Genomic DNA, 23,166 nt, shown 5'->3' on the forward strand with positions numbered 1-23,166 from the left:
CAATATCCGTATCCGGGACGACAAATCGCGCGTCGCGGTCCGAAGATCGGCCTACGCCGCCCCGCCACGGTTCCATCCCCTGCCCCGGTCGCCGAACATCTCGTAGCCGGTCTCGGTGACAGCCACCGTGTCCTCCAGCTTGATGAAGCCCCGCGTCGGGTGGAGCATGGTGGTCTCGACCGAAAGCACCATGTTCGCCTCCAGAGGCTTGTCCGCATAGGTGCCTTCATAGGTCACCGGATGGTTCGTCATCAGGAACGGCGCCTCATGGGTGATCAACCCCATGCCGTGCGCGAAGAAATCCGTGTAGGGCGCCACCTTCGATTTCTTCAGCACGCTCTCGGCATGGACGATCATGTCGCCGCCCCGCACGCCGGCCCGGACCATCGAGAAAGCCGCCTGCTGCACGGCGTCGATCTCGCCGAGCAGGTCCTCCAGTTCCGCGTCCGGTTCGCCCAGCACGCCCATGCGGCAGAGATCGCCGATATAGCCGTGATAGTTTCCGCCGGAATCGATCGACAGCACCTCGCCCGCCTGCCAGGCCTGTCCGGAGGACGCCCGGTTGTGGCTCGCCCCCAGCGTCAGCAGGCAATATTCGAACTGCGCGCCGCGATTGGTCTCCTCGCGCCGCAAGTGCTCGATGATCTCCGTCTTGGTCGAGCCCTCGCGCGCCCAGGCGATCGTCGCCAGCATGGAATCGGTGATGATGCCGGACGCCTTTCTCAGCATGGCGAGTTCATGCGGCGTCTTGAGCGCGCGCATCCGCTCCAGCATGCCGGTCGCGTCGACCAGCGTCGCGTCGGGCAGCGCGCGCGTGAGCGCCAGATAGGCGTCCGACGGCAGGAACGGCGGCTCGATGCCAATGCGGGCGCCGGCCTTGCCAATCCCGCGCAGATGGTCGACGGCGAGCGCGACCGAATCCATCGTGCCCCAGTTGGACAGATGCAGCGTCGGCGTCCAGAACGGGTGGTTCTGGTGCTCGCCGCCTTCCATGCGGTTCCCCACATAGGCCGCGTGACCGGGGTCGCCCTTTTCGTAGACGACGATCGGCAGGTAGCGGCTGTGGCCGATCGCGTCCATGGCGGAGAAGAAGATGAACTTGTAGCCGCCGAGCAGATACTGGGTGTTGTGCTTGGACGTGGCCAGCAGCACATCGATGCCGGCGTCCTCCATCAGGCGATCGACGCGCGCCTGGTCGAACGGCACGGCGTTCGTCTTGCCCGGGGCGATGTTCATGCTGTCCTCCCTGATGATTGTCAGCGCGGAGCGACCTGCCGCGCGTCACTCTGCTCCAGTTTAACCCGCCTGGTCCAGCCAGAAAACAGGCGCCGGCGGCTGGCGCTGCAACAACTTGCAGCAATCTCCTCGTATTATTGTCATCTGGTCTTACCAATTTCAGCGCCGGCGTCTCCAGCCGGCGGCGTCGCGAACTGGATCCCGGCTCTGCGCTCACAAGTTCGCTTGGCCGGGATGACGCCCTGTCGCAGAGCAGGGGCGGCCAATCGCCAGCCTTGGCGATCGCGGATTGTCGTCATGGCCGGATATCGCCATGTCGGGCGTCATCCCGGCCGCTGCCGAGCGCCCCGCGGGTCTTGCCTTCGGCAAGCTCGAGGGCAGGCTCCAAGCGCAAGGCGAGAGCCGGGATCCACTCCGGAACGCCTCGTGTCTTCAATCAGGCATCAAAGGTAAGAAGAAATTTACCTACCCCCTTCCTCCTGCCGCAGTTCCACCCTTCGTATCTTGCCGGAAATGGTCTTGGGCAGGGCGTCGACGAACTCGATCTCGCGCGGATATTTGTACGGGGCCGTCTGGTTGCGGCAGAACTCCTGGATGTCCTTCGCCAGTTCGTCCGACGGCACAAAACCCTTGGCGAGGATGATATAGGCCTTGACGATCTGGCCGCGCGTCTCGTCGGGCTTGCCGATCACCGCGCTCTCGACGACGGCGCGGTGTTCGATCAGCGCGCTTTCGACTTCGAAGGGGCTGATGCGGTAGCCCGCCGAGGAAATCAGGTCGTCCGAGCGCCCGACGAACCACAGATAGCCGTCCTTGTCGCGCCGCGCCGTATCGCCTGTATAGTACCAGCCGTTGCGGAAGGCCCGTTTGTCCAGTTCGCCGCCTTTCTCGTAGTAGCCGTGGAACAGCCCGTTCGGCCACGGCTCGCCGAGCCGAACCGCGATATGGCCGACCTCCTCGTCCGGCTGCCTGTTGCCGTCGTCGTCCACCACATCGACGTCGTAGCCGGGCACCGGCTTGCCCATCGAGCCGTAACGGACCTCTTCCGACGGGAAATTGGCGACGATGTTGATCGTCTCCGTCTGGCCGTAGCCGTCGGCGATCACCGTGCCGGTCGCTTCCTTCCAGATGCGCATGACCTCCGGATTGAGCGGCTCGCCCGCCCCCATCGACCGGCGCAGACTGGACAGGTCGTATTGCGCGAGGTCCTGCTGCGCGAACAGCCGGTAGACGGTCGGCGGTGCACAGAACGTCGTCACGCCGAGTCGTCCGATCAACCTGAGGTGCATGTCGGCGTCGAAGGCCGCCGGCGCGTCGTAGAGAACCGCCGGCGTGCCGAGCAGCATCTGCGGGAACAGGATTCCCCAGGCCGCCTTGGCCCAGCCGGTGTCGGTGAGCGACCAGTGCACGTCCGACCGCGTCAAATCCTGCCAGAACAGGCCGGTGGCGGCGTGCGCCAGCGCATAGCCGTGGTCGCGCGGCACCATCTTCGGCATCGAGGTCGTGCCGGAGGTGAAATAGGCCATCATCATGTCGGTGGCGCGCGTCGTGCCGAACGCCGCCCTGTCGAGCGACGGCGAAGCGGCCCCGATCAGCGCTTCCATCGAAAGCCATCCCGGACGCGCGTCACCGACGACGATGAAATGCCGCAGGCTGGGACATGCGTCACGGATCCGGTCGATTTTCTCGCAATGCTCCGGCGTCACGATGACCGCCGTCGCCTCGGAATGGTTGACGCGGTATTCGATGTCGTGCGCGGTGAGCAGATTGGTGCCCGGCATCGACACCGCGCCCGCCTTCATGCAGCCGAACAGCACCGTGTACCATTCGGGCACGCGCCCGATGACGACGCAGGCGAAATCGCCGGCCGTCACGCCGAGGCCCTTGAGGGCGTTGGCAAAACGGCCGGACTGTTCGGAAAAATACGAGAACGGCAATTCCCGCACCGTCTCGCCGTCGCGCGAAACGGCGATCACCGCCGTATGGTCATCGCGGCGCGCCCAGTCGTCGATGACGTCGAAGGCGAAATTGAAACTTTCCGGGATCGCCAACCTGAAGTTTTTGCGGGCATGCGCATAGGTCCGGTCGACCGTCGAAAAATCCATATCTTCCTCCCTGCCGCGACAGCATCCGAATACGGCTGCCTTTCTAGCGCGAGGGAGCTTAGGCAGCCATCGAACCAAAGGCTAGTGGCGGCGTCACAGCATGGACTGGTGCGGTCGGCGCGCCGCCAAGGAACCAGCAGCCCAGTATGGTGTAGCGGCCGAGTCCGCGTTCGCTATGGATCAGGTAGAACCGGTCGATCCACAGACGGATCGGCTTGATCCGGGTTGGCCGGATGCGCCGCGAACCGTAGAACAGCGTGACATGCGGCATAGTAAGGAGGCTTGCCTTCATGCCCTGCAGGCCAAGTTCATGGAAAAGGCTGCCGCCAAGGTCATGCAGCGCATCGCTCTTGGCGAGAAGCACCGTCGCGCATCGGCCGGGCCGGCCGCCTTCAAGGGTCGCCGCGTAGTCCAGCACGACTTCGAAAGGCGGCATCGCGATCCGGTCCGCCGCAATCCCGGCGCCGTATGGAACCTTGCTCGGGATTCGCTTGAAATCGCCCACAAGGGAGAGGCTGAGGTGAAACCGCTCCTCCGCGATCCGGCTGCCGAAGATGCGCTGCTCGCGCATGAGCCTCTCGCGACAAGCCACGATCGGCCCGCCCGCTTCGCCGGCAAACAGGCCGAAGAACACGCGCTCCGGCTTGAGCGGCCGGCGCAGGTCGGGTTCGCGGATAAAGTCGAAATGGTCCTGGTGGGTCATCTGTCATCTCCCGTTGGAATGTCCCACCACTCGCCACGGTAGACGGAATAGGAATATTTTCAAGATATCCTTCACACGCCGTGCGGCCGCCGCCGCGACGAAATCGACATCGCCGCTGCGGGCACTTGAATTTCCGCAGGCGCCGTGGAGAAATATTCCATCGGCGATCGTCGCCGCGCCAATTCCTTCTCTGGCGCAACCGGCCCAGTGGTCCATAATCACCCTGCGGCGATGGCGGCCGTGCGAATGCCGGTCGCCGGCCAGATGGAGTCCAGCCCATGTCAGAATTCACGCTCTCGCGACGCCAGGTGCTTGCCGGCTCCGCCGCGCTGCTCGCCTCGACCGCGCTGCCGACGATGGCGCGCGCGCAGGCGCCGGCCAAAGGCGGGCGGCTGGTCGTCGCCGCCGATTCCGAGCCGCGCAACCTCAACCCGGCGATCGTCGCCTCCAACGGCGTCTTCTTCGTCTCCAGCAAGGTGGTCGAAACGCTTGCCGAAGCCTCCTACGATGGCAAGGATGGCCTTGATCCGCGGCTTGCGGTGAGTTGGGAAGGGGCGCCTGACGGGCTTTCGGCCACCTTCAGGCTGCGCGAAGGCGTCAAATGGCATGACGGCAAGCCCTTCACCTCGGCCGACGTCGCCTTTTCGGCGCTCAATGTGTGGAAGCCGCTGCAGAATCTCGGCCGCACCGTGTTCAAGGATCTGGAAGCGGTCGACACGCCGGACGATCTCACCGCCGTCTTCAAATTCGCCGCGCCGACACCCTTCCAGCTGATCCGCAACGCGCTGCCGGCGCTCTCCAGCGTCGTGCCGAAGCACATCTACGAGACCGGCAAGATTGAGGACAACCCGGCCAACAACGCACCGGTCGGCACAGGCCCGTTCAAGTTCGCGGAATACAAGCCCGGCCAGTATTACCGCCTAGCGAAGAACCCGGACTATTGGGGCGAGGGAGAGCCCTATCTCGACGAGATCGTCTATCAGGTCCTGCCCGACCGTGCTTCGGCTGCGAGCGCCCTCGAAGCCGAGGAAATCCAGCTCGCCGCCTTCTCCGCCGTGCCGCTGGCCGACCTCGACCGCATATCGAAGGTCCCCGGCCTCAAGGTCGTCACCAAGGGCTACGAGGGCCTGACCTACCAGCTCGTGGTTGAGATCAACCACCGCCGCAAGGAACTGGCCGACCTGCGCGTGCGCCGCGCCATCGCCCACGCCATCGACAAGGATTTCGTCGTCAAGACGGTGTTCCTCGGCTACGCCAGGGCTGCCACCGGGCCGGTACCGACCACGGACCCGCAATTCTACACGGCCGACGTGCCGACCTACGATTTCAGCGTCGACAAGGCCAACGCGCTGCTCGACGAGGCCGGCTACAAGCGCGCCGACAACGGCGTGCGCTTTACGCTGAAGCTGCTGCCGGCGCCCTATTTCAACGAGACCAAACAGTTCGGCGACTATCTGCGCCAGGCGCTGGCCAAGGTCGGCATCGACGCGCGGCTGGTCAACAACGACGATGCCGCGCACATCAAGGCGGTCTACACCGACCATGATTTCGACCTCGCCGTCGGCCCGCCGGTGTTCCGCGGCGATCCCGCGATCTCCACCACCATCCTGGTGCAGAGCGGCATTCCCGACGGCGTGCCCTTCTCCAACCAGGGCGGCTATCATAACGACGAACTGGACGCCGTCATCGCCAAGGCGGCGGTGGAACTGGACGCCGACAAGCGCACCGAACTCTACAAGGACTTCCAGAAGAAGGTCGTCGAAGACCTGCCGCTCATCAACGTCGCCGAATGGAGCTTCATCTCGGTCGCCAGCGACAAGGTCAAGAACATCGCCGACAATCCGCGCTGGGCGGTCTCAAACTGGGCCGACACCTGGCTGGACCAGGTGTGACGGTGGCGGCTTGAGCACGGCCTTCGCCGGCGGGTAAGGTCTGGCATGTGCCGGCCCCAAGTAACCCCACTCCGTCCTGCCCGATATCCGCGCGTGAATGGCGGTATCATCACGCATGGCGCCGCACCCCCACCCCTAACCCCTCCCCGCAAGGGGGAGGGGAACTTTGCAGCTGCGCCACACCCTTCTAACGCAGGCAGTGTTGGACAAAGCGGTGGCATCAGCGTCTCCCTCCTCCTTGTGGGGGTCCGAAGGACGGGCGAGACCCGTGGCTCGCCCCGACAAGGACAGGGGTGGGGGTACGCGACGACGATCGGGATTCTGGAAGCATCCATGTGCAACGAGCCTGCCATTGAACCGACGATATCAAGCAGGCCAGGAGGGGATGCCCTGTCCGACAGTTATGCGCATTGCGCCGGTTCATCTTCATGACCCGCGCGCTCCGCCTGCTGCGCCGCCGGCTCATCGGCTCCGTCTTCGTGCTGTTGATCGTCGTCGTCGGCAGCTTCCTCCTGCTCGAAGCCGCACCCGGCGACGCGGTAGATGCCTATATCGTCTCGACCGGCGGCGACGCCGGACTGGTCGAGTCGCTGCGCCAACGCTGGGGCCTCGACCAGTCCGAGCCGACCCGGCTGGCGAACTATCTGTGGGCGCTCGCCCATCTCGATCTCGGCCAGTCGGTCGCCTTCTCGCGGCCGATCCGCGACCTGATCCTGGAACGCCTGCCCAACACGCTTCTCCTGATGGTGAGCGCCACCGCCCTGTCGTTCGGCCTCGGCTCCCTGCTGGGCGTCGTCGCCGGCGCCAGGCCGGGCTCGGCGCGCGACCGCATCCTCTCCATCGGCTCGCTGGCGCTGTACGCCGTGCCAGGCTTCTGGCTCGGCCTCGTGCTCTCGGTCGTCTTCGCCGTGCAACTGCGCTGGCTGCCGATCGCCGGCATCGAGACCATAGCGTCGGGCAAGACCGGGTTCGCCCGCGCCGCCGACATCGCCAACCACCTCGTCCTGCCGGTGGCCGCGCTCGGTTTCATCTACCTGGCGCTCTACCTCAGGATGATGCGGGCCGGGATGGCGGAGGTCTGGCGCCAGGATTTCGTCCGCGCCCTGGTCGCCCGCGGCATCCCGCGCCGCCGCATCGTCATCCGCCACGTCGCCCGCAACGCGCTCTTGCCGCTGATAACGATGCTGGGATTGCAGTCGGCGCAGATGCTCGGCGGCAGCGTCGTCATCGAAAGCGTGTTCTCGGTTCCGGGCCTCGGCCGGCTGGCGCAGGAAGCCGTCGCCGCGCGCGACACGCCGCTGCTACTCGGCATCATCCTGGTCAGCGCCGTGCTGGTCGTCCTCGTCAACCTCGCCGTCGACATCGCCTACGCCTTCCTCGATCCGCGCGTCGGCACAAGCGAGGCCCGGACATGAGAGGCCCAGGCATGAGCCGCAGGGCCCGCTTTTTCCGTTCGCCCGAGGCGATTGCCGGCGCGCTCATCCTCGCCGCCCTCGCCCTGATGGCACTTGTCGCCCCTCTTCTGTTTCCCGGCGATCCGCTGGCCATCGCCGGTCCGCCGCTGACGCCGCCGTTCCAGGATTGGGCGCTGCCGCTCGGCACCGACCGGCTCGGCCGCGACGTGCTGGCCGAACTGTTCCACGGCGCCCGCACCTCGCTGGTGGTCGGGCTCGCCGCCGCCGCCGCCTCGCTCGCCATCGGCGCCGTCGTCGGCACCCTGGCCGGCTTCGCAGGCGGACTGACGGACGAGGTGCTGATGCGCGTCACCGACGCCTTCCAGACCGTGCCGGGCTTCCTGCTGGCGCTGGCCTTCGTCAGCGTCGTCGGCCCGTCGCTCGGCGTCGTGGTGGCGGCCATCGCGCTCTCGGCCTGGACCGGCCCGGCGCGCGTGGCCCGCGCCGAAGTGCTGTCGATCCGCGAGCGCGACTATGTGGCGGGCGCCCGCGTCATAGGCATGCACCCGCTCGAGATCGCCTTTCGCGAGGTGCTGCCCAACGCGCTGCCGCCGGTACTGGCGCTGTCGTCCGTCATCGTCGCCGCCGCCATCCTCACCGAGGCGGCGCTGTCCTTTCTCGGTCTCGGCGATCCCAACCGCGTCACCTGGGGCGGCATGATCGCGGAAGGCCGCGCCGTGCTGCGTTCCCAGCCGTTCCTGTCGATCGTGCCGGGTATCGCGCTGGTGCTCACCGTGCTCGGCATCTACCTCGCCGGCGAAGGCGCGGTCGAAGGCACCGCGGTGCGCAGGGGCCTGTCGTGAGCACGCCGGCGGCAAGGATGCCGCTCGTCTCCATCCGCGGCCTGACCGTGACCTACGAGGGCGGCGAGGCGGCGCACAAGGGCCGCCCGCTACCGGCGCTGACGGAGACCGATCTCGACATCGCGGCCGGCGAGCGGCTGGCGGTGATCGGCGAGAGCGGTTCGGGAAAGAGCACGCTGGCGCTGGCCATCGCCGGGCTGCTGCCGGCTTCCGCGACAATCGAAGGGAAGATCGAGTGGCCGGGCCTTCGGCGAGGCCCGGCGCACGGTCGCGACATCGGTTTCGTCTTCCAGGATCCCGCCGCAAGCCTCGATCCGGTGCTGACCATCGGCGAGCAGGTGGCGGAGGTGGCGCGCACCCATCTCGGCCTCGGTTGGAAGGAGGCCTATGCCCGCGCGGCCGACCTGCTCGGCCGCGTCCGTCTGCCCGATCCCCGGCGCGCCCTCGCCGCCTATCCGCACCAGCTCTCGGGCGGCCAGAAGCAGCGCGTCTGCATCGCCGCGGCCATTGCCGCCGGACCGAAACTGCTGATCGCCGACGAGGCGACCAGCGCGCTCGACACCATCGTGCAGGCCGAGATCGTGACGTTGCTTCGCCGGCTGACCGAAGAGGACGGCATGACACTGCTGTTCATCAGCCACGATATCGCGCTGGCAGCCGGTCTTGCCGACCGCATCGCGGTGTTCCGTCACGGCCGGGCGGTCGAGATCGGTCCGGCCGCGCAGGTGATCGAAGCGCCGCGCCACGCCTACACGCGCGCGCTGCTCGATGCGCATATCGGCCTCGACGCGGCTCCGCTGGTCGCGAGAACGGCGGGAACAGCTCGATGAACGGCCCGCTCCTGTCCGTCGAGGGCCTGACGAAACGCTTCTCCCGCAGCGGCGAAACCGTCACGGCGGTCGACGACGTGTCTTTCCGGATACAGCCGGGCGAAACGCTGGCGCTTGCCGGTCCGTCCGGCAGCGGCAAATCGACCGTCGCGCGGCTGGTCCTGCGGCTGATCGAGCCGGACGCCGGCACCATCGCCTTCGAAGGCAACGACTGGCTGGCCTTGCGCGGGTCGGCGCTGCGGGCAGCAAGAGCGCGGCTGCAGATGGTGTTCCAGGATCCGCTCGCCGCCTTCAACCCGCGCGCCACGGTAGCGCGGGTTCTGGACGATCCGCTGCGCATCCATGCCGTCGCGCCACGCTCGAAACGGCCGCGCCGCATCGCCGAGTTGCTCGAACGCGTCGGGCTGGAAGCGAGCCTCGCCGGCCGGGCGATCCATGAAATCTCCGGCGGCCAGCGGCAGCGCGTGGCGATCGCCCGCGCCATCGCCACGAAGCCGTCCCTGATCGTGCTGGACGAAGCCGTCTCGGCGCTCGACGTCTCGGTGCGCGCGCAGATCGTCGAACTGCTGCTCGACCTTCAGCGCGAGGAGAAGATCGCCTATCTCTTCATCGCCCACGATCTCGGACTGGTGCGGGCGGTCGCGCACCGCGTCATCCTTCTCGACCGGGGCCGGATCGCCGAGCAGGGCGATGCGCGTAAAATCATCGACTCGCCGCAATCGGCCATCGGCGAGGCGCTGGTGGCGGCGGCACCGAGACTCCACAGGACACGTCAGGACGCATCATGACCGACATCGACGCATATTCGCACGCCGCCGCCAGGGCTGAGAAACTGTCGCGCGAACTGGACGCGGCCTTCCGCAACCGTGCCGATCTCTACCGGCTGATGCTGGACGAACTGACGGCGGAACTGGGCGCCGAAAAGGCCGAAGAGCTGCTTGTCCGCGCTATCGAAAAGCGCGGCCGCGAGGTCGCGGCTGTGGCGTTCACAGATTTCGGCCAGAACGACGCCCGGCGCATCGGCGAGGCGTTCCTGGCCGTCAGTCCCGACGACGGCCGCATGTATCCGACCGAGGTGGCGCGCACCGACGCGAGCATCGCCTTCAAGGTGAAGCGCTGCCCGCTGAAAGACGCCTGGGTCGGAGCCGGCGTCGGCGACGAGAAGCTGGCGACGCTCTGTCGGATTGCCGGCGCCTTCGACCGGGGCCTGTTCGAGGCGACCGGCATCCGTTTCGAGAACGTGACCTGGACGCCCGGCCACGGTTCCAGCTGCTGTCACATCCTCCTGGCGAACAGGAACGATGCGCCTTGACGGAGCCGACGCCGGGCCGGCAATGCACGATATCGGTCTCGGCCGGTCGTGAGGCGCCGGCGGGACGATCCCGCATCTCCGGCCCGTCGTCATGTCAAAGTTTATTGCGGCATCCTGCAAGTTGTGGGCAGATTGCGTTCGCGGAGGGTGTGGAGGAGACGCCCATGATCAGGACACGCGACTTCATGACCGTGCTGCTTGCCCGGTTCAAGGCGGTTCACGCCGCGGAGCTGAAGAGCGCCCGGCCTGCGCCGAAAGCCTTGGCGACGGGCAAGCCACGCGCCATGCGCCAGGTTCCGGCATACAAGCCCAAGCCCCCGACCTACCGGCCTGCGAGCAACATGTAGGATCGCGCCATCGACGCCTGCTTCTCATCGTTGCTTTCTTCGATCGTTGCCGCGTTTGAACCTTGCCTGACACCGCCGGGCTGCTCTACCCTTCGGCGGCTCGGTGGTCCCGGCTGCCACGGCAAACGATATCTGCATCTGTCGCGCCGCGCGCACAGATCTGCACGGCCCGGCTACGGTCGGTCGGACAAAGGAGGTATGGATCATAGAGATGCGGCTCGTCGTTATTGAAGACGATCCCTATTGGCAGCAGGCGATCCGGGCGATCATCGAGCATCGTCCCGGATACCGGGTCGTGGCCACGTGCGGCAACGTTGTGCAGGCACTTCGAACCGTCCAGGAAACGGTCTTCGACCTGATCATCGTCGATCTCGGGCTGCCGGACGGCTCGGGTATCGACGTCATCCGGGCGGCCCGCCGGCATCAGCCCGAAGCCGATATCCTTGTCGCGACCGTTTTCGCCGACGAGGCGAATGTGGTCGCGGCCATCTATGCCGGCGCCACGGGATACCTGCTGAAGGAGAGCGCGCCGGACCAGTGGATCGCCGCGATCGATGAGCTGCGGGCCGGAAATTCTCCGATCGACCCGAAAATCGCGCGCCACATCCTCGGCGCCGTCCAGCGCGGACGCGGCGGCCTGGGGCGGCAACCGGCCGGAGACCAGGCACCGAACGCGGACGACGAAGCGACGAGTTTGAACGATCCCGGACTGACGGCCCGGGAGATGGAGGTGCTCCAGCTTGTCGCCAGGGGCTTCACGCTTGTCGAGGTCGCCAAGTTCCTCAATATGTCGCCGCATACGAGCCGTGGCCATGCAAAGGCCATCTATCGAAAACTCGAAGTCGGCTCGCGCGGCGAAGCCGTATTCGAGGCGTCCGCCCTGGGACTGATTTGAGCCGGCCGGGAATGGAGACAGGCGAGCGTTCGGGCACACATCGTCTGGCTGCGGTGATCGGCATCATCCTTGTCTTGGTCGTCGCGCCACTGGCAGCGGAGTGGCTGACGCCATCCGCGAATCTGGCGCCGTGGCGGCTGGGCGGCGCCGCGCTCACGCTGGTTCCCGATGATGGCGGGTCCTCCGACCGCGGTTCTCTCTCGGGCGCTCCATCCCCGGACTCGCCGGTCAGCCTGCCGGATCCGTGGAACAGGAAGCATCCCGGATTTGGCGGGACCGGCCATTATCGCTTCACCATCCGCGTGGAACCGGACGCGCTGGCGGACCGCGCCCTTTACGTGCCGCGTCTCAGCAATCACGGCGCCATCGAGATCAACGGCGCGCCGCTCACAGAGCCCGGCGGTATCGGCAACGCCGCCTGGCATTGGAACCGCCCCTTCTACCTCGCCATCCCAGCCGACAACCTCCACGCCGGCGACAACAGCATCGTCATATCCGTCACGGGATTGGCCAACAGCCGCGCCGGCCTTTCGGATATCTATGTCGGCCCGCGCGAACTGCTGGGCGACGCCTATCGCCTGCGGTGGTTCTTCCAGGTCGACCTGTTGTGGATCGCCAATCTCACCGTCGTCATCCTTGCCGTGCCGCTGCTGTTCAACTGGCTGCGCGACCCCGTCGGCTCGGCCAATTACGGACTGTTCGGGGCGGGGTCGATCCTCTTCGGATTGCGCAATTTCCACGGCGTATTCGATTTTCTTCCGCTGCCGGTCGCCTATTGGTGGCCGCTGGTCAGCGCCAGCCTCGGCTGGTCGCTCTGCTTCATCTTCGTCTTCCTGCTGCGCTTGTGCGACTATCGCTGGCGCGCCTTCGAGATCGCGCTGGCGGTCTTCGCGACCGCCGGTTCGATCATGCTGTTTGCCGTTCCGACCGCCCACTTCATGGCGCTGGCGCCCTGGCTCTGGTACATTCCGCTGTTTGTCGTCGGCCTGTTCTGCGTCGGGGTCTTCGCCTATGGCACGTTCGCAAGACCGACGCTCCATCGCGTCGTTCTGCTGGTCGGCGTGCTCGGCCAGATCGGTCCGGCCGTCCACGACATCCTGTGGATACAGGGAACCGGCTCCTTTTCCAGCGTGCTGTGGATGGCGCTGAGCTTCCCCCTCGTCCTCATCATCACCAGCGTGCTGCTGGCGGACGACATGGCAAAGACCAGGGCTGCGCTCGGGAACATGAACAAGCTTCTCGAGGCACGCGTCGCGGCGGCCCGCCGCGACCTTGAAGCCATGTACGAAAGCAGGCGCGCCACCGAGCGCGAGGCGATCGGCACGCAGGAGCGGATGCGGCTGATGCGCGACATGCACGACGGCGTCGGGACCCGGCTGTCGCTGTTGCTGAGCGGTCTTACCCGGGGCGAGATCGCAGCCGGCGAGGTCGAGGACGCAGTGCGAGGCTCGCTGGAGGAACTCCACCTGCTTCTCGACGCGCGCGGCCCCAGTACGGCAACGTTGGCCGATGCGCTGGCCAACCTGCGCTACCGGCTGGACCCCCGCCTGGCCGCCACCGGCGTGGAAACGCGCTGGGAACTCGGGCCGGGTGTGGAGGACATCGTCCTGTCCGCCGAAGCGACGCTCCATGTGCTCCGCATCGTCCAGGAGTGCATCACCAATGCCGTGCGGCACGGCCAGGCAAGGGTGGTGACGTTCAGGATCGAACGCTCCGGCGCGGCCTTGCAGCCGGATTCCGCGGCCGGGACAACCCCCTCATTCGTCATCCTGGTCATCGACGACGGCGTCGGCATCGACAATGCCAGCGCGCTCACCCGGGGCGGCGGACGCGGCCTTGCCAATATGCGGGCGCGCAGCGAAGCCCTGGGCGGAACCTTTACCCTCCATTCCGATGCAACGGGAACGGTTGCACGACTGGCTCTTTAAAACGTTCGCAGCCGGATGGAATCAACCGACACCGGTAAGGCGGCTGAGGAAGCTACGCCGGGAAGCGGAGAGGGTCGCTCATCGGGGCGGCCGCGGCGTCGGGTCAGGCCAGCGTTTCGTGGTTGGCGGTTTCCTCGCGGATGGACCTCAGCACCCGGGCCTGCAGTTCCAGGAGCTTCGGATCATGGCCTTCCTCGCTGGCGCGCGGCCTGTCGAACGGCACGGGAATGGTTTCCTTGATGCGCCCGGGATTCAGGCCCATGACGAAGATGCGGTCGGAGAGATAGACCGCCTCGCTCACATCATGGGTGACGAAAACCACGGTCAGTCTGTGCTCCTGCCATATCTGCATCAGCAGTTCCTGCATCTGGCCGCGCGTCAGCGCGTCGAGCGCGCCGAACGGTTCGTCCATCAACAGTATCTTGGGGCGGTAGGAGAGCGCGCGCGCGATCGCGACGCGCTGCTTCATGCCGCCAGAGAGCTGGCTCGGAAAACTGTCGGCGAACCGCGTCAGCTTCACCAGCTCGATATGCCGGCGGGCGATCTCGGTGATTTCCTTCGGGTCGTGGCGCGTCTCGCGCAGGGCGAACTCGACGTTCTGCTGCGCCGTCAGCCAGGGCAGCAGCGTGTAGGACTGGAACACCACGCCGCGGTCGATACCGGGACCGGAGATGGGTTTGCCGTCGACCAGCACGTCGCCGTCGTCGCTGTCCTGCAGGCCGGCGATGATGGCGAGCAGCGTGCTCTTGCCGCAGCCCGAGGCACCGACCAGCGAGACGAACTCGTTGTCGGCGACCTCGAGGTTGATGTCGGAAAGCGCCCTGACCGTGCCGTTGCGGAACGACTTGTTCAGGCCCGAAATCTTCAGTTTGGGATGCTGCGCCATCTCAGCTCCTCTTCTCGTATTTGAAGAACTGCCGGCCGAGGAAACGCATGATCTGGTCCGTGGCGAGGCCGAGCACGCCGAGGACGAGGATGTAGCCGATGGCCATGTCGGTCTGCAGGTAGCGCTGGGCGACGGTGATGCGATAGCCAAGGCCCGAATTGGCGGCGACCAGTTCCGCGAGCGTCACCCAGGTCCAGGCCCAGCCGAGCGATATGCGCAGCGTGTCCCAGATCTGCGGCATGGCCGAAGGCACCACGATGCGCATCAGCACGCGCAAATCGCTCATGCCGAGCGTGCGGCCGAAGCCGACGAAATCGGGAGGGACGCGCTTGATATTGTCCTTGAACATCAGCGCCTGCTGGAAATAGGTGCCGATCCAGATGATCAGGAATTTCTGCACGTCGCCCGTGCCGCTCCACAGGATCGACAGCGGCACGAAGGCCACAACCGGCATGTAGCGGACGAAGTCGAGGACCGGCTCGATCGCCGCTTCCCAGAAGCGATAGGCGCCGATCAGGATCGCGGTGGCGAGCGCCATCACCGAGGCGATGAGGAAGCCGATGCTGATGCGGTAGACGCTGACCGCGACATCGTTGCCGAGGGTGCCGTCCTGGGCCAGCTTGACCAGCTTGGTGACCACGGCGAGCGGCGATGGCAGGAAAATCGGCCGCACCAGCCCGAGCATGGCGACGATCGTCCACGCCGCGAGCAAGAGCAGGAAGGCGCAGACCGCGATGCCGACATAGGTCGGCGTCGAAAACTCCGCGCTCATGGAGAGCAGGGACTTGCGGCGGCGCTGGGCGGGCGCCCTTCCCGAAGCCTGACTTTTCGCGTTTGGATCGCTCATGTCCTTGTCACCGATCTGCGGCCGGGGCGCGCGAGAGGATGTCCTGCCGGATTTCCGATACGGCATTCTCGTGCGCCTGAAAGCCCTCGTAGTGCGCGAACGCCCGGGCGGCCGGCGCCAGGCGCTCATAGGCGGCGCGCGAGACATAGGCTATCGAGGAGCGCTTCAGGAAGTCGAACACCGACAGCGGCGATGCGGTAGCAGCCCGGCCGCCCGTCGGCAACACATGGCTCGGCCCCAGCACGAAATTGGCGATCGGAATGGCCGAATGCGGCCCGAGCAGGATCTCGCCGGCATTGCGGATCAGCGGCAGGAGGTCGAAGGCCGCGGTCGAGAGCACGGCCAGGTGTTCGGCGGCATAGTCGTTGATGAAATCGAACGCCGCATCGACGGACGGGGCAAGCACGATGCCGCCTTTGTCGCCGCCAAGGACGGTGCGCGAGAAGCCGGCGCGGTAGTCACCCATCTTCTCCCACAGGCCGGGTATGGCGGCCGCCGCCGCGCGCGCGACCTTCGGGTCTGCCGTGACCAGGAAGGCCGAGGAATCCGGGCCGTGCTCGGATTCGACCAGCAGTTCCAGCGCGGCGAGTTCCGCCGGCACGGTGTCGTCGGCATAGACGATCAGTTCGCTGGGACCGGCGGGACTGCCGGGATCGATGCGGCTCGACAGCAACTGCCGGGCGGCGCTCAGCCAGGGGCTGCCCGGTCCCACGATCTTGGCGCAGCGCGGCACGGTTTGCGTCCCGAAGGCCACCGCCGCCACTGCCTGCGCGCCGCCGCACAGATAGATCTCGTCGATGCCGATGAGCGAGGCGATGAAGCGGGTCGCCGCATCGGCGGTGCCGTCCGGCCCGGGCGGGGTCACGATGACGACGCGGCCGGCGCCCGCCACCGTGGCGGGAACCGCGGTCATGATGGCGCTGGAGGGAAAGAACCCCTTGCCGCGCGGCACATAGCAGGCGACGGAGTCGATCGGCGTCCAGCGGTCGCCGATCATGGCGCCCGGCGTCCGCTCGGACAGCCACAGTTCCTCGGGCATCTGCGCTTCGTGGAAGCGCCTGACCTGCCCGACCGAAAGCCTGATCGCCTCGACCAGGCGGTCGTCCAGTTCCTTCTCCGCTTCGCCTATGGCCTGGACCGGCACTTTCAGCATGTCGAGCGCCACGCCGTCGAAACGCCGGGCGCAATCGACAAGCGCGGCATCGCCCTGCTCGCGGACGGCGGCGATGATCGGCTCGACGGCGCGCAGATACGGCGAAAGGTCGGCTTCGGTGCGCGCGAGCAGCGCCGCCCGCTGCGCCGGCGCAAGCTTGCTGAGGTCGTGGAATGCGATGGCGTCCATGAATGGCGTTCTCTTGGGTCTGGTTGTTCCGCTCTTGCCGGATATCGGCCCGACATCGGTCGCACGAAGGCTCGCGCTGGCCTTCGCGAGAGGCGATGCCCGATGCCGGTTCGGGAGCGCGACCGGTCCGGACCGCCGTCATCCATTCGGACGCGGCGGTCCAATTCTCCGGTCAGCCGGCGCCGCCGGCCGTTACTTCGCTGTCGACACGCTGGCGTCGACGGCGCTTTCGTAGGGGACGTCCTTGTCGATCATCTTGGCGGCGAGCGCCGCCTTGACGATGCTCGGATAGGTCTCAGTCTTGAAGACGCCGTTCAGCGCGTCCTGGCTCTCGGCGACCGAATAATAGGAGACGCCGTCGAAGGCGGTGGCCAACTCGGACGGTTCGGCGCCGACGCCCTTGGAGATGATGGCGCGGCCTTCCTCTGTGTGGGTGCGGTAGAAGTCCAGCGCCTGGTCCCAGCTCTTCAAGAGGGCGTGCACCTGCCCCGGCTTGTTCTTGAGCACGTCTTCGGGAATGGTCAGCATGTCGCTGATCAGGCCGGGAGCCTCGCCGGCCTCTGCCAGCACCTTGATGCTCTTGTCGGCGGCGAGCGCCGTCGAGATGTAGGGCTCGTAGGTGACCGCCGCGCCGACGGTGCCCGAGATGATGGCGGTGCCGGCATTGGCGGCGGGCATCGGCAATTCGCTGATGTCGCCGATGGTCATGCCGTTCTTCTGCAGGATGTAGTTCAGCAGCAGGTCGCTGGTCGCGCCCTTCTCGAAGGCCACCTGCTTGCCCTTGAGATCGGCCGGCGTCTTGATGTCGTCGCCCTTCACCAGGATGGCGTCGGCCTTGGTCGAGGCGTCCATCAACAGGACGCCCTTGAGCGGGATGCCCGCCTGCACCTTGACCAGCAGTTGCTGGATGGATTCGTTGTCGCCGTCGACCTGGCCCGACGCGATCGCCGCGCCCATGTCCTTGTCCTCGACGAAATTGACCAGTTCGACGTCTTCGAGGCCGTTGGCCTTGAAGAAGCCCTTCTCCTTGGCGATGTACCACATGCCGTAGCCGAGCCAGGGCTGGATCGCCAGTTTGAACACGCCTGGCTCGACGGCCGGGTCTTCGGCAAAAGCCGCGCGGGGCATCGTCAGCGCGCCGGCGAGAAGTGCGGCGACCGCGACGGCCCCGACTATGTGCTTGCGAATAGTCATCATCTTTTCCTTGCTCCCATTGTGGTTATCGTCATTCTTCGCTGGTCTTGTCGGTGGACGCGGCGCTCAGCCTGGTCAGCAGGTTGAGCGTTATCCGGCCCACCTCGTTCATGCCCGACGCCGGCAAAGCGCCGAGCCAGGCAACGGAACTGGCCGAGAAGATCAGTCCGCCGGACGCCAGCGGGCGCAGCGTCATCTCCGCGCAGCGGCGGTCCTCGCGCTGCGGCTCGCCGCCCTCGTACCAGCGGGTCGCATCATGCACGAAGCTGTCGGGAAAGCCGTCGGCGCGGGCGATCACCATCGTGTCGGGATGGGTGCCGAGATGCGCGTCGGTCGCGTCGACCTCGTAGCCGGCGGCGGCACCGAGCACGATGCCGTCGTTCCCAAACGTATCACTGTCGACGCCCTCGAACAGCCAGGCGGCCGCCGGATCGCGGCTTGCCGGCGTGCGGGTGAAGGGGCGGCCCCGATCGAAGCCCATGAGCGAGATCGCCACCCCCGTCAGGCTGAATTCGCCGCGTCCGCTGGCGCGCAGATGCCCGCCCGGCTCGTTGGTGATGGCAAGCGCCTGTTCGGCGACCGGCCCGTCCCATGTGCGGCCGGCCTCCAGCGGTGACCGGCGCAGTTCCATCAGGTCGTCCTTGAACGCGACCTTGCCGGCGAAGCCGTTGCCGCCGAGATAGGCGATGCTGCCGCCCGCCGCAGCGAAGCGCCGCAGCGCGTCCTCGATCTCCACCGACATGTATTCGGGATGGCTGCCCGTCATGACTGCGGCGTAGCCTTCGAGGCCCGCAAGTCCCCGCTCGTGCAGCGCATGGTCGGTCGTCAGATCGAAAGCGATGCCGTTGGCATGGCAGAAACGCAGGAAGTGCAGGTCGACCGGAAGATTGTGCGGGTCGCCGCACAGCGGGTATTTGTAGTCGGCGCGAAGCGTCGTCTTCGGCTTCCGGTAGGAGCAGATCGACACGCCGCTGGCATCGCTGTGATAGTCGTAGAGCGAACGAAGATTGTTATCGATCGCGAACTGCTGACCCCGGTCCCCGCATTTCCACTCATAGAGATGCTCGGGCAGGAACTCGTCGGCATAGGCGAGGTAGGTGGCGGTCGGCACCAGGAACAAGAGCCGATTGCGCGGCGCGCTCGCCACGACGAAGAAGACGATCTGCTCCGTGCCGCGTTCATGCTCGACCTCGAAGGCGTAGATGCCGGAAGCGGCACCGTCCGGCAGATCGGTGCGGAAGCGCGCGGGCCAGTCAAGCGGCCCCAGATCGTCGTCATGGCAATGGATCGCGTCGTAGTGGGAGGGCACCAGCCGGGGATCGAAGCTCGTTCCGGTCCAGCGCGCCGAGGTCATGCAGAAGGCGGGCAGGTTGATCGCTTCGAGCTCCAGCGCCGCGGCGCCGGACGATACCATCGGCGCGTCGGTCAGCCGTGTCGGAAACGTCCAGGACGCCGTGCCGGATGAAAGGCGCAGCGCCACCGCAGCGAACTTGGCATTGAGCGTCGGACGATCATGCGCAAGGCCGGCGCCGAAGAGCAGTTCCCGACCCGGCGCCTTCCAGTTCTCGTCGAATTCGCGATGCAAGCGGAAGGGTGCCAGCAGGTCGCCGCCGACGATATCGAGCGCAACGCCGAGACCGGTGGAGCCGATCTCGACACGCAGCCAGGCGCGCTGCGGCAGCGGCTGATCGGATAAAAGCACCTTGTCGCCAAGCCGGAACCGCAGGCCGCCGTCATTTACGAGAAGCGCGAAACTGTCGGTCTCGACGAGGACGCGCTCGCCATGATTGCGGGTGAGGAAGACCTCAAAGGATATGCCCTCGATATTACCGGCAGCCGCTACCTGCGGCGTGCCGATGCGGAGGAAGGAACCGAGGTCGAGACATTCATGCCCGGGCGCATCGCCGAGCCGCTTTACGGGCCAGTCCATGACCCGAGGTTCGGGCGTGTCGAGGCGCATCAGGTGTACGGCGCGCACGGCCGAGTCCGTGGAAAGATGCAGATCGACCGCGCCGCCCGCCGGCGCGTGCCAGGGAAATGTATAGCCGACTACCGCCATGGCGTCGTGGACGACGCTTTTCTTCACGATCGCGAGACCTTCTCCCAGCGCCTGTTGCAGACCGCCGAATGATATACCCCTATTTTCTCGATTTAATCTAATATGTCAGGACATAAGGGGGTATATACCCCCAACGGGGTATTCTCTGTGACAAAGACAGTCTTCGACAGGCTGGCGCAGGCGATCGACAGGGTCGGGAACAGCGATTTCTATCCGACGCTGGCCGAGTACCTGCGCGCCTGCATGGACTATGACAATGTGATCGTCATCGTCTTCGTCGGCACCAATGTGCCTGATGTGCTCTACCGGAGCGTGCGCGGGCCTGACGTCTTCCGCTACGTCGCCGAGCAATATCTTCCCGGCGCGTATCTTCTGGATCCGGTCTATCATTTCCATCTCAGGCGCGGTGCGCCCGGTCTCTACCGCCTGCTCGACATCGCGCCGGACCAGTTCCGTCGCAGCCGCTACTTCAAATGGTATTATGGCCGCATCGGCATAATCGACGAGATTTCCGTGCTGCTGCCGATCGGCGAGAACACGACGATCACCATCTCGCTCGGCAAGGACAGCTCGTCCGGCCAGTTCTTCTCACCGAAGGCGCAGGACCAGCTTCGCGAGCACGAGCCCGTGGTGATGGCGTTGCTGCGCGCGCATTTCAGCGCCTCCGGGGTCCGCGCGGCAGGGGAACGCCGGCCGACATCGATCATCGACAATCTGATCGTATCCCTGAAAAGCCGTCACGGCGTCGGGCTGAGCCGGCGCCAGGCCGAGGTGGCGCTGCTCATTCTGCAAGGGCACTCGTCGCCCTCGATCGGGCTGCATCTGGGGATCAGCCCGCAAACGGTGAAGGTATTCCGCAAGCAGCTCTACGCGCGGTGCGGAATCTCCTCGCAGGCCGAGCTTTTCGGCTTGCTGATGCCCATGCTGGGCAACGACGGCATCATGGAACCGGACTGAACCTGATGGGTGCCACGCCATGCTGCGCCGGCACCTGCAAACGCAAAGGCCCCCGGCACGGATGCCGGGGGCCTTTCAACGCTGGTTGCGGGAGTAGGATTTGAACCTACGACCTTCAGGTTATGAGCCTGACGAGCTACCGGGCTGCTCCATCCCGCGTCAACCGCTACAAGATAAGCATTCGCTTACCTGTTTTCAAAGCCCTGAACGACAAAGGCCGCACGAGGCGGCCTCAAGCCGCCATTGCTGGCGGGCAATCGAAAGAGAAGATTGTACAACATGCGCTTTGTAGACCTGGCAGCGACTTACTCTCCCGCGTCTTGAGACGAAGTACCATCAGCGCTGGGGCGTTTCACGGCCGTGTTCGGAATGGGAACGGGTGCAGCCACCCCGCCATAACCACCAGGTCGGCGAAGAGCATGTTGTTTCGAGAAGCTGAATTTTGTGCCGTCATCTTTCGATGAGCATGAGGAATGAGAACGATCAAGCCGATCGAACTATTAGTACCGGTAAGCTTCAAGCGTTGCCGCTCTTCCACACCCGGCCTATCAACGTGGTCGTCTTCCACGGTTCTCAGGGAATACTCGTTTCAAGGTGGGTTTCCCGCTTAGATGCCTTCAGCGGTTATCCCGTCCGGATATAGCTACCCTGCAATGCGGCTGGCGCCACAACAGGTCCACCAGAGATCCGTCCATCCCGGTCCTCTCGTACTAGGGACAGATCCTTTCAATATTCCTACACCCACGGCAGATAGGGACCGAACTGTCTCACGACGTTCTGAACCCAACTCACGTACCGCTTTAAATGGCGAACAGCCATACCCTTGGGACCTGCTCCAGCCCCAGGATGCGATGAGTCGACATCGAGGTGCCAAACAACCCCGTCGATATGGACTCTTGGGGGTCATCAGCCTGTTATCCCCGGCGTACCTTTTATCCGTTGAGCGATGGCCCTTCCACGCGGGACCACCGGATCACTATGACCGACTTTCGTCTCTGCTCGACTTGTCAGTCTCGCAGTCAGGCAGGCTTATGCCATTGCACTCAGCGAACGATTTCCGACCGTTCTGAGCCCACCATCGCGCGCCTCCGTTACTCTTTAGGAGGCGACCGCCCCAGTCAAACTACCCACCATACATTGTCCCGGACCCGGATAACGGGCCGCGGTTAGACATCCATAGTAATAAGGGTGGTATTTCAAGGGTGGCTCCACCAAGGCTGGCGCCCTGGCTTCAAAGCCTACCACCTATCCTACACATGCCACTACGAATGCCAATGTAAAGCTATAGTAAAGGTGCACGGGGTCTTTCCGTCTAACCGCAGGAACCCCGCATCTTCACGGGGAATTCAATTTCACTGAGCAGATGCTGGAGACAGCGGGGAAGTCGTTACGCCATTCGTGCAGGTCGGAACTTACCCGACAAGGAATTTCGCTACCTTAGGACCGTTATAGTTACGGCCGCCGTTTACTGGGGCTTCGATTCAGAGCTTGCACCCCTCCTCTTAACCTTCCAGCACCGGGCAGGCGTCAGACCCTATACGTCGCCTTGCGGCTTCGCAGAGCCCTGTGTTTTTGATAAACAGTCGCTACCCCCTGGTCTGTGCCACCCCCCACTACTTGCGTAATGAAGGGTCACGCTTCTTCCGAAGTTACGCGTGCAATTTGCCGAGTTCCTTCAGCATCCTTCTCTCAAGCGCCTTGGTATACTCTACCAGACCACCAGTGTCGGTTTCGGGTACGGTCTATAAGGAGGAGCTATTTCCTGGAACCGCTCCGCTGCCCGTTCAATCCGATAAGATTGGACAACTTGTGCGATCCGTCACTACCTCCAGGCCCACGAATATTAACGTGGTTCCCATCGACTACGCGTTTCCGCCTCGTCTTAGGGGCCGGCTAACCCTGCTCAGATTAGCTTTAAGCAGGAACCCTTGGTCTTTCGGCGGGGGAGTCTCTCACTCCCCTTACGTTACTCATGTCAGCATTCGCACTTCTGATACCTCCACCGCCCCTCACGGGTACGGCTTCATCAGCTTACAGAACGCTCCGCTACCGCTCACGATTGCTCGTGAACCCTAAGCTTCGGTGTATGGCTTTAGCCCCGTTACATTTTCGGCGCAAAGACCCTTATTTAGACCAGTGAGCTGTTACGCTTTCTTTAAATGATGGCTGCTTCTAAGCCAACATCCTGGTTGTTTTGGGATCCTCACATCCTTTCCCACTTAGCCATAACTTGGGGACCTTAGCTGTAGGTCAGGGTTGTTTCCCTTTTCACGACGGACGTTAGCACCCGCCGTGTGTCTGCCGACTAGTACTCCTGGGTATTCAGAGTTTGCTTAGGTTTGGTAAGACGGTGAGTCCCCCTAGCCCATGCAGTGC

The 23,166-nt window shown here is 65.1% G+C and carries 18 protein-coding genes, 1 tRNA gene and 2 rRNA genes (1 of these 21 only partly in view); 10 read left to right on the plus strand and 11 right to left on the minus strand.

The genetic code is table 11. The features are described 5' to 3' along the window. Positions 1-51 precede the first annotated feature (51 nt). From ABMA46_RS06055 to ABMA46_RS06065, 3 genes are all read right to left on the minus strand, one after another. Positions 52-1,236: a M24 family metallopeptidase gene (locus ABMA46_RS06055; protein WP_348998403.1), complete on the minus strand. Its 1,185-nt coding sequence runs from the start codon at positions 1,234-1,236 to the stop codon at positions 52-54. Positions 1,237-1,697: 461 nt separating this feature from the next. Further along, positions 1,698-3,341, minus strand: coding sequence for an acetate--CoA ligase (locus ABMA46_RS06060; protein ID WP_348998404.1), 1,644 nt, complete (start codon positions 3,339-3,341; stop codon positions 1,698-1,700). Between the two features lie 58 nt (positions 3,342-3,399). Next, complete coding sequence (locus tag ABMA46_RS06065) at positions 3,400-4,044, minus strand: 2'-5' RNA ligase family protein (RefSeq protein ID WP_348998405.1); 645 nt, start codon at positions 4,042-4,044, stop codon at positions 3,400-3,402. A 278-nt stretch (positions 4,045-4,322) separates the two neighbouring features. Here ABMA46_RS06065 and ABMA46_RS06070 point away from each other — a divergent pair, with 278 nt between their 5' ends. The 9 genes from ABMA46_RS06070 to ABMA46_RS06110 all read left to right on the plus strand — a co-directional run bounded on the left by ABMA46_RS06070 (position 4,323) and on the right by ABMA46_RS06110 (position 13,505). After that, positions 4,323-5,936 carry an ABC transporter substrate-binding protein gene (locus tag ABMA46_RS06070; protein WP_348998406.1) on the plus strand — a complete coding sequence of 538 codons (1,614 nt, stop codon included), beginning with the start codon at positions 4,323-4,325 and terminating at the stop codon, positions 5,934-5,936. A 428-nt stretch (positions 5,937-6,364) separates the two neighbouring features. After that, positions 6,365-7,351: an ABC transporter permease gene (locus ABMA46_RS06075; RefSeq protein ID WP_348998407.1), complete on the plus strand. Its 987-nt coding sequence runs from the start codon at positions 6,365-6,367 to the stop codon at positions 7,349-7,351. Positions 7,352-7,362: 11 nt separating this feature from the next. After that, a complete protein-coding gene (locus tag ABMA46_RS06080) occupies positions 7,363-8,193 on the plus strand; it encodes an ABC transporter permease (RefSeq protein WP_348998408.1) in 831 nt (276 codons plus the stop codon). 17 nt (positions 8,194-8,210) lie between these two features. Further along, positions 8,211-9,023: an ABC transporter ATP-binding protein gene (locus tag ABMA46_RS06085; RefSeq protein WP_425475701.1), complete on the plus strand. Its 813-nt coding sequence runs from the start codon at positions 8,211-8,213 to the stop codon at positions 9,021-9,023. Beyond that, entirely contained in the window at positions 9,020-9,811 is a 792-nt protein-coding gene (locus ABMA46_RS06090) for an ATP-binding cassette domain-containing protein (protein ID WP_348998410.1), read from the plus strand. The genes ABMA46_RS06085 and ABMA46_RS06090 overlap by 4 nt, the downstream gene beginning before the upstream one ends. Continuing rightward, the gene (locus tag ABMA46_RS06095) at positions 9,808-10,335 is read left to right on the plus strand and encodes an L-2-amino-thiazoline-4-carboxylic acid hydrolase (protein WP_348998411.1); all 528 of its coding nucleotides are present in this window, start codon (positions 9,808-9,810) and stop codon (positions 10,333-10,335) included. The genes ABMA46_RS06090 and ABMA46_RS06095 overlap by 4 nt, the downstream gene beginning before the upstream one ends. 164 nt (positions 10,336-10,499) lie before the next feature. Then, on the plus strand, positions 10,500-10,682 hold the full coding sequence (locus ABMA46_RS06100) for a hypothetical protein (protein WP_348998412.1): 183 nt from the start codon (positions 10,500-10,502) through the stop codon (positions 10,680-10,682). A 211-nt stretch (positions 10,683-10,893) separates the two neighbouring features. After that, the gene (locus ABMA46_RS06105; RefSeq protein WP_348998413.1) at positions 10,894-11,577 is read left to right on the plus strand and encodes a response regulator; all 684 of its coding nucleotides are present in this window, start codon (positions 10,894-10,896) and stop codon (positions 11,575-11,577) included. A gap of 11 nt (positions 11,578-11,588) precedes the next feature. Then, on the plus strand, positions 11,589-13,505 hold the full coding sequence (locus ABMA46_RS06110; protein ID WP_348998414.1) for a sensor histidine kinase: 1,917 nt from the start codon (positions 11,589-11,591) through the stop codon (positions 13,503-13,505). Between the two features lie 103 nt (positions 13,506-13,608). Here the strand turns inward: ABMA46_RS06110 and ABMA46_RS06115 are convergent, their stop codons facing one another. From ABMA46_RS06115 to ABMA46_RS06135, 5 genes are all read right to left on the minus strand, one after another. Continuing rightward, on the minus strand, positions 13,609-14,391 hold the full coding sequence (locus tag ABMA46_RS06115) for an ABC transporter ATP-binding protein (protein WP_348998415.1): 783 nt from the start codon (positions 14,389-14,391) through the stop codon (positions 13,609-13,611). A gap of 1 nt (position 14,392) precedes the next feature. After that, the gene (locus ABMA46_RS06120) at positions 14,393-15,238 is read right to left on the minus strand and encodes an ABC transporter permease (RefSeq protein WP_348998416.1); all 846 of its coding nucleotides are present in this window, start codon (positions 15,236-15,238) and stop codon (positions 14,393-14,395) included. Positions 15,239-15,245: 7 nt separating this feature from the next. Beyond that, a complete protein-coding gene (gene hisD / locus ABMA46_RS06125; RefSeq protein ID WP_348998417.1) occupies positions 15,246-16,580 on the minus strand; it encodes a histidinol dehydrogenase in 1,335 nt (444 codons plus the stop codon). Between the two features lie 192 nt (positions 16,581-16,772). Then, positions 16,773-17,774, minus strand: coding sequence for an ABC transporter substrate-binding protein (locus ABMA46_RS06130; RefSeq protein ID WP_348998418.1), 1,002 nt, complete (start codon positions 17,772-17,774; stop codon positions 16,773-16,775). Between the two features lie 31 nt (positions 17,775-17,805). Then, positions 17,806-19,860 (minus strand): N,N-dimethylformamidase beta subunit family domain-containing protein, encoded by a 2,055-nt coding sequence (locus ABMA46_RS06135; RefSeq protein ID WP_348998419.1) that lies wholly within the window; start codon positions 19,858-19,860, stop codon positions 17,806-17,808. A gap of 120 nt (positions 19,861-19,980) precedes the next feature. Between ABMA46_RS06135 and ABMA46_RS06140 the strand changes: the two genes are divergently transcribed. After that, a complete protein-coding gene (locus ABMA46_RS06140) occupies positions 19,981-20,790 on the plus strand; it encodes a helix-turn-helix transcriptional regulator (RefSeq protein ID WP_348998420.1) in 810 nt (269 codons plus the stop codon). An 82-nt stretch (positions 20,791-20,872) separates the two neighbouring features. On the opposite strand, the gene ABMA46_RS06145 is transcribed toward ABMA46_RS06140, so the two are convergent. From ABMA46_RS06145 to ABMA46_RS06155, 3 genes are all read right to left on the minus strand, one after another. Continuing rightward, positions 20,873-20,949: transfer RNA gene (locus ABMA46_RS06145), tRNA-Met, on the minus strand. Positions 20,950-21,082: 133 nt separating this feature from the next. Then, a 5S ribosomal RNA gene (rrf, locus tag ABMA46_RS06150) occupies positions 21,083-21,197 on the minus strand. Between the two features lie 72 nt (positions 21,198-21,269). After that, positions 21,270-23,166 (minus strand): 23S ribosomal RNA (locus ABMA46_RS06155) (it continues 901 nt past the right edge of the window).

This window comes from Mesorhizobium hunchu, from assembly GCF_040081975.1.
Classification (GTDB): Bacteria; Pseudomonadota; Alphaproteobacteria; order Rhizobiales; family Rhizobiaceae; genus Mesorhizobium; species Mesorhizobium hunchu.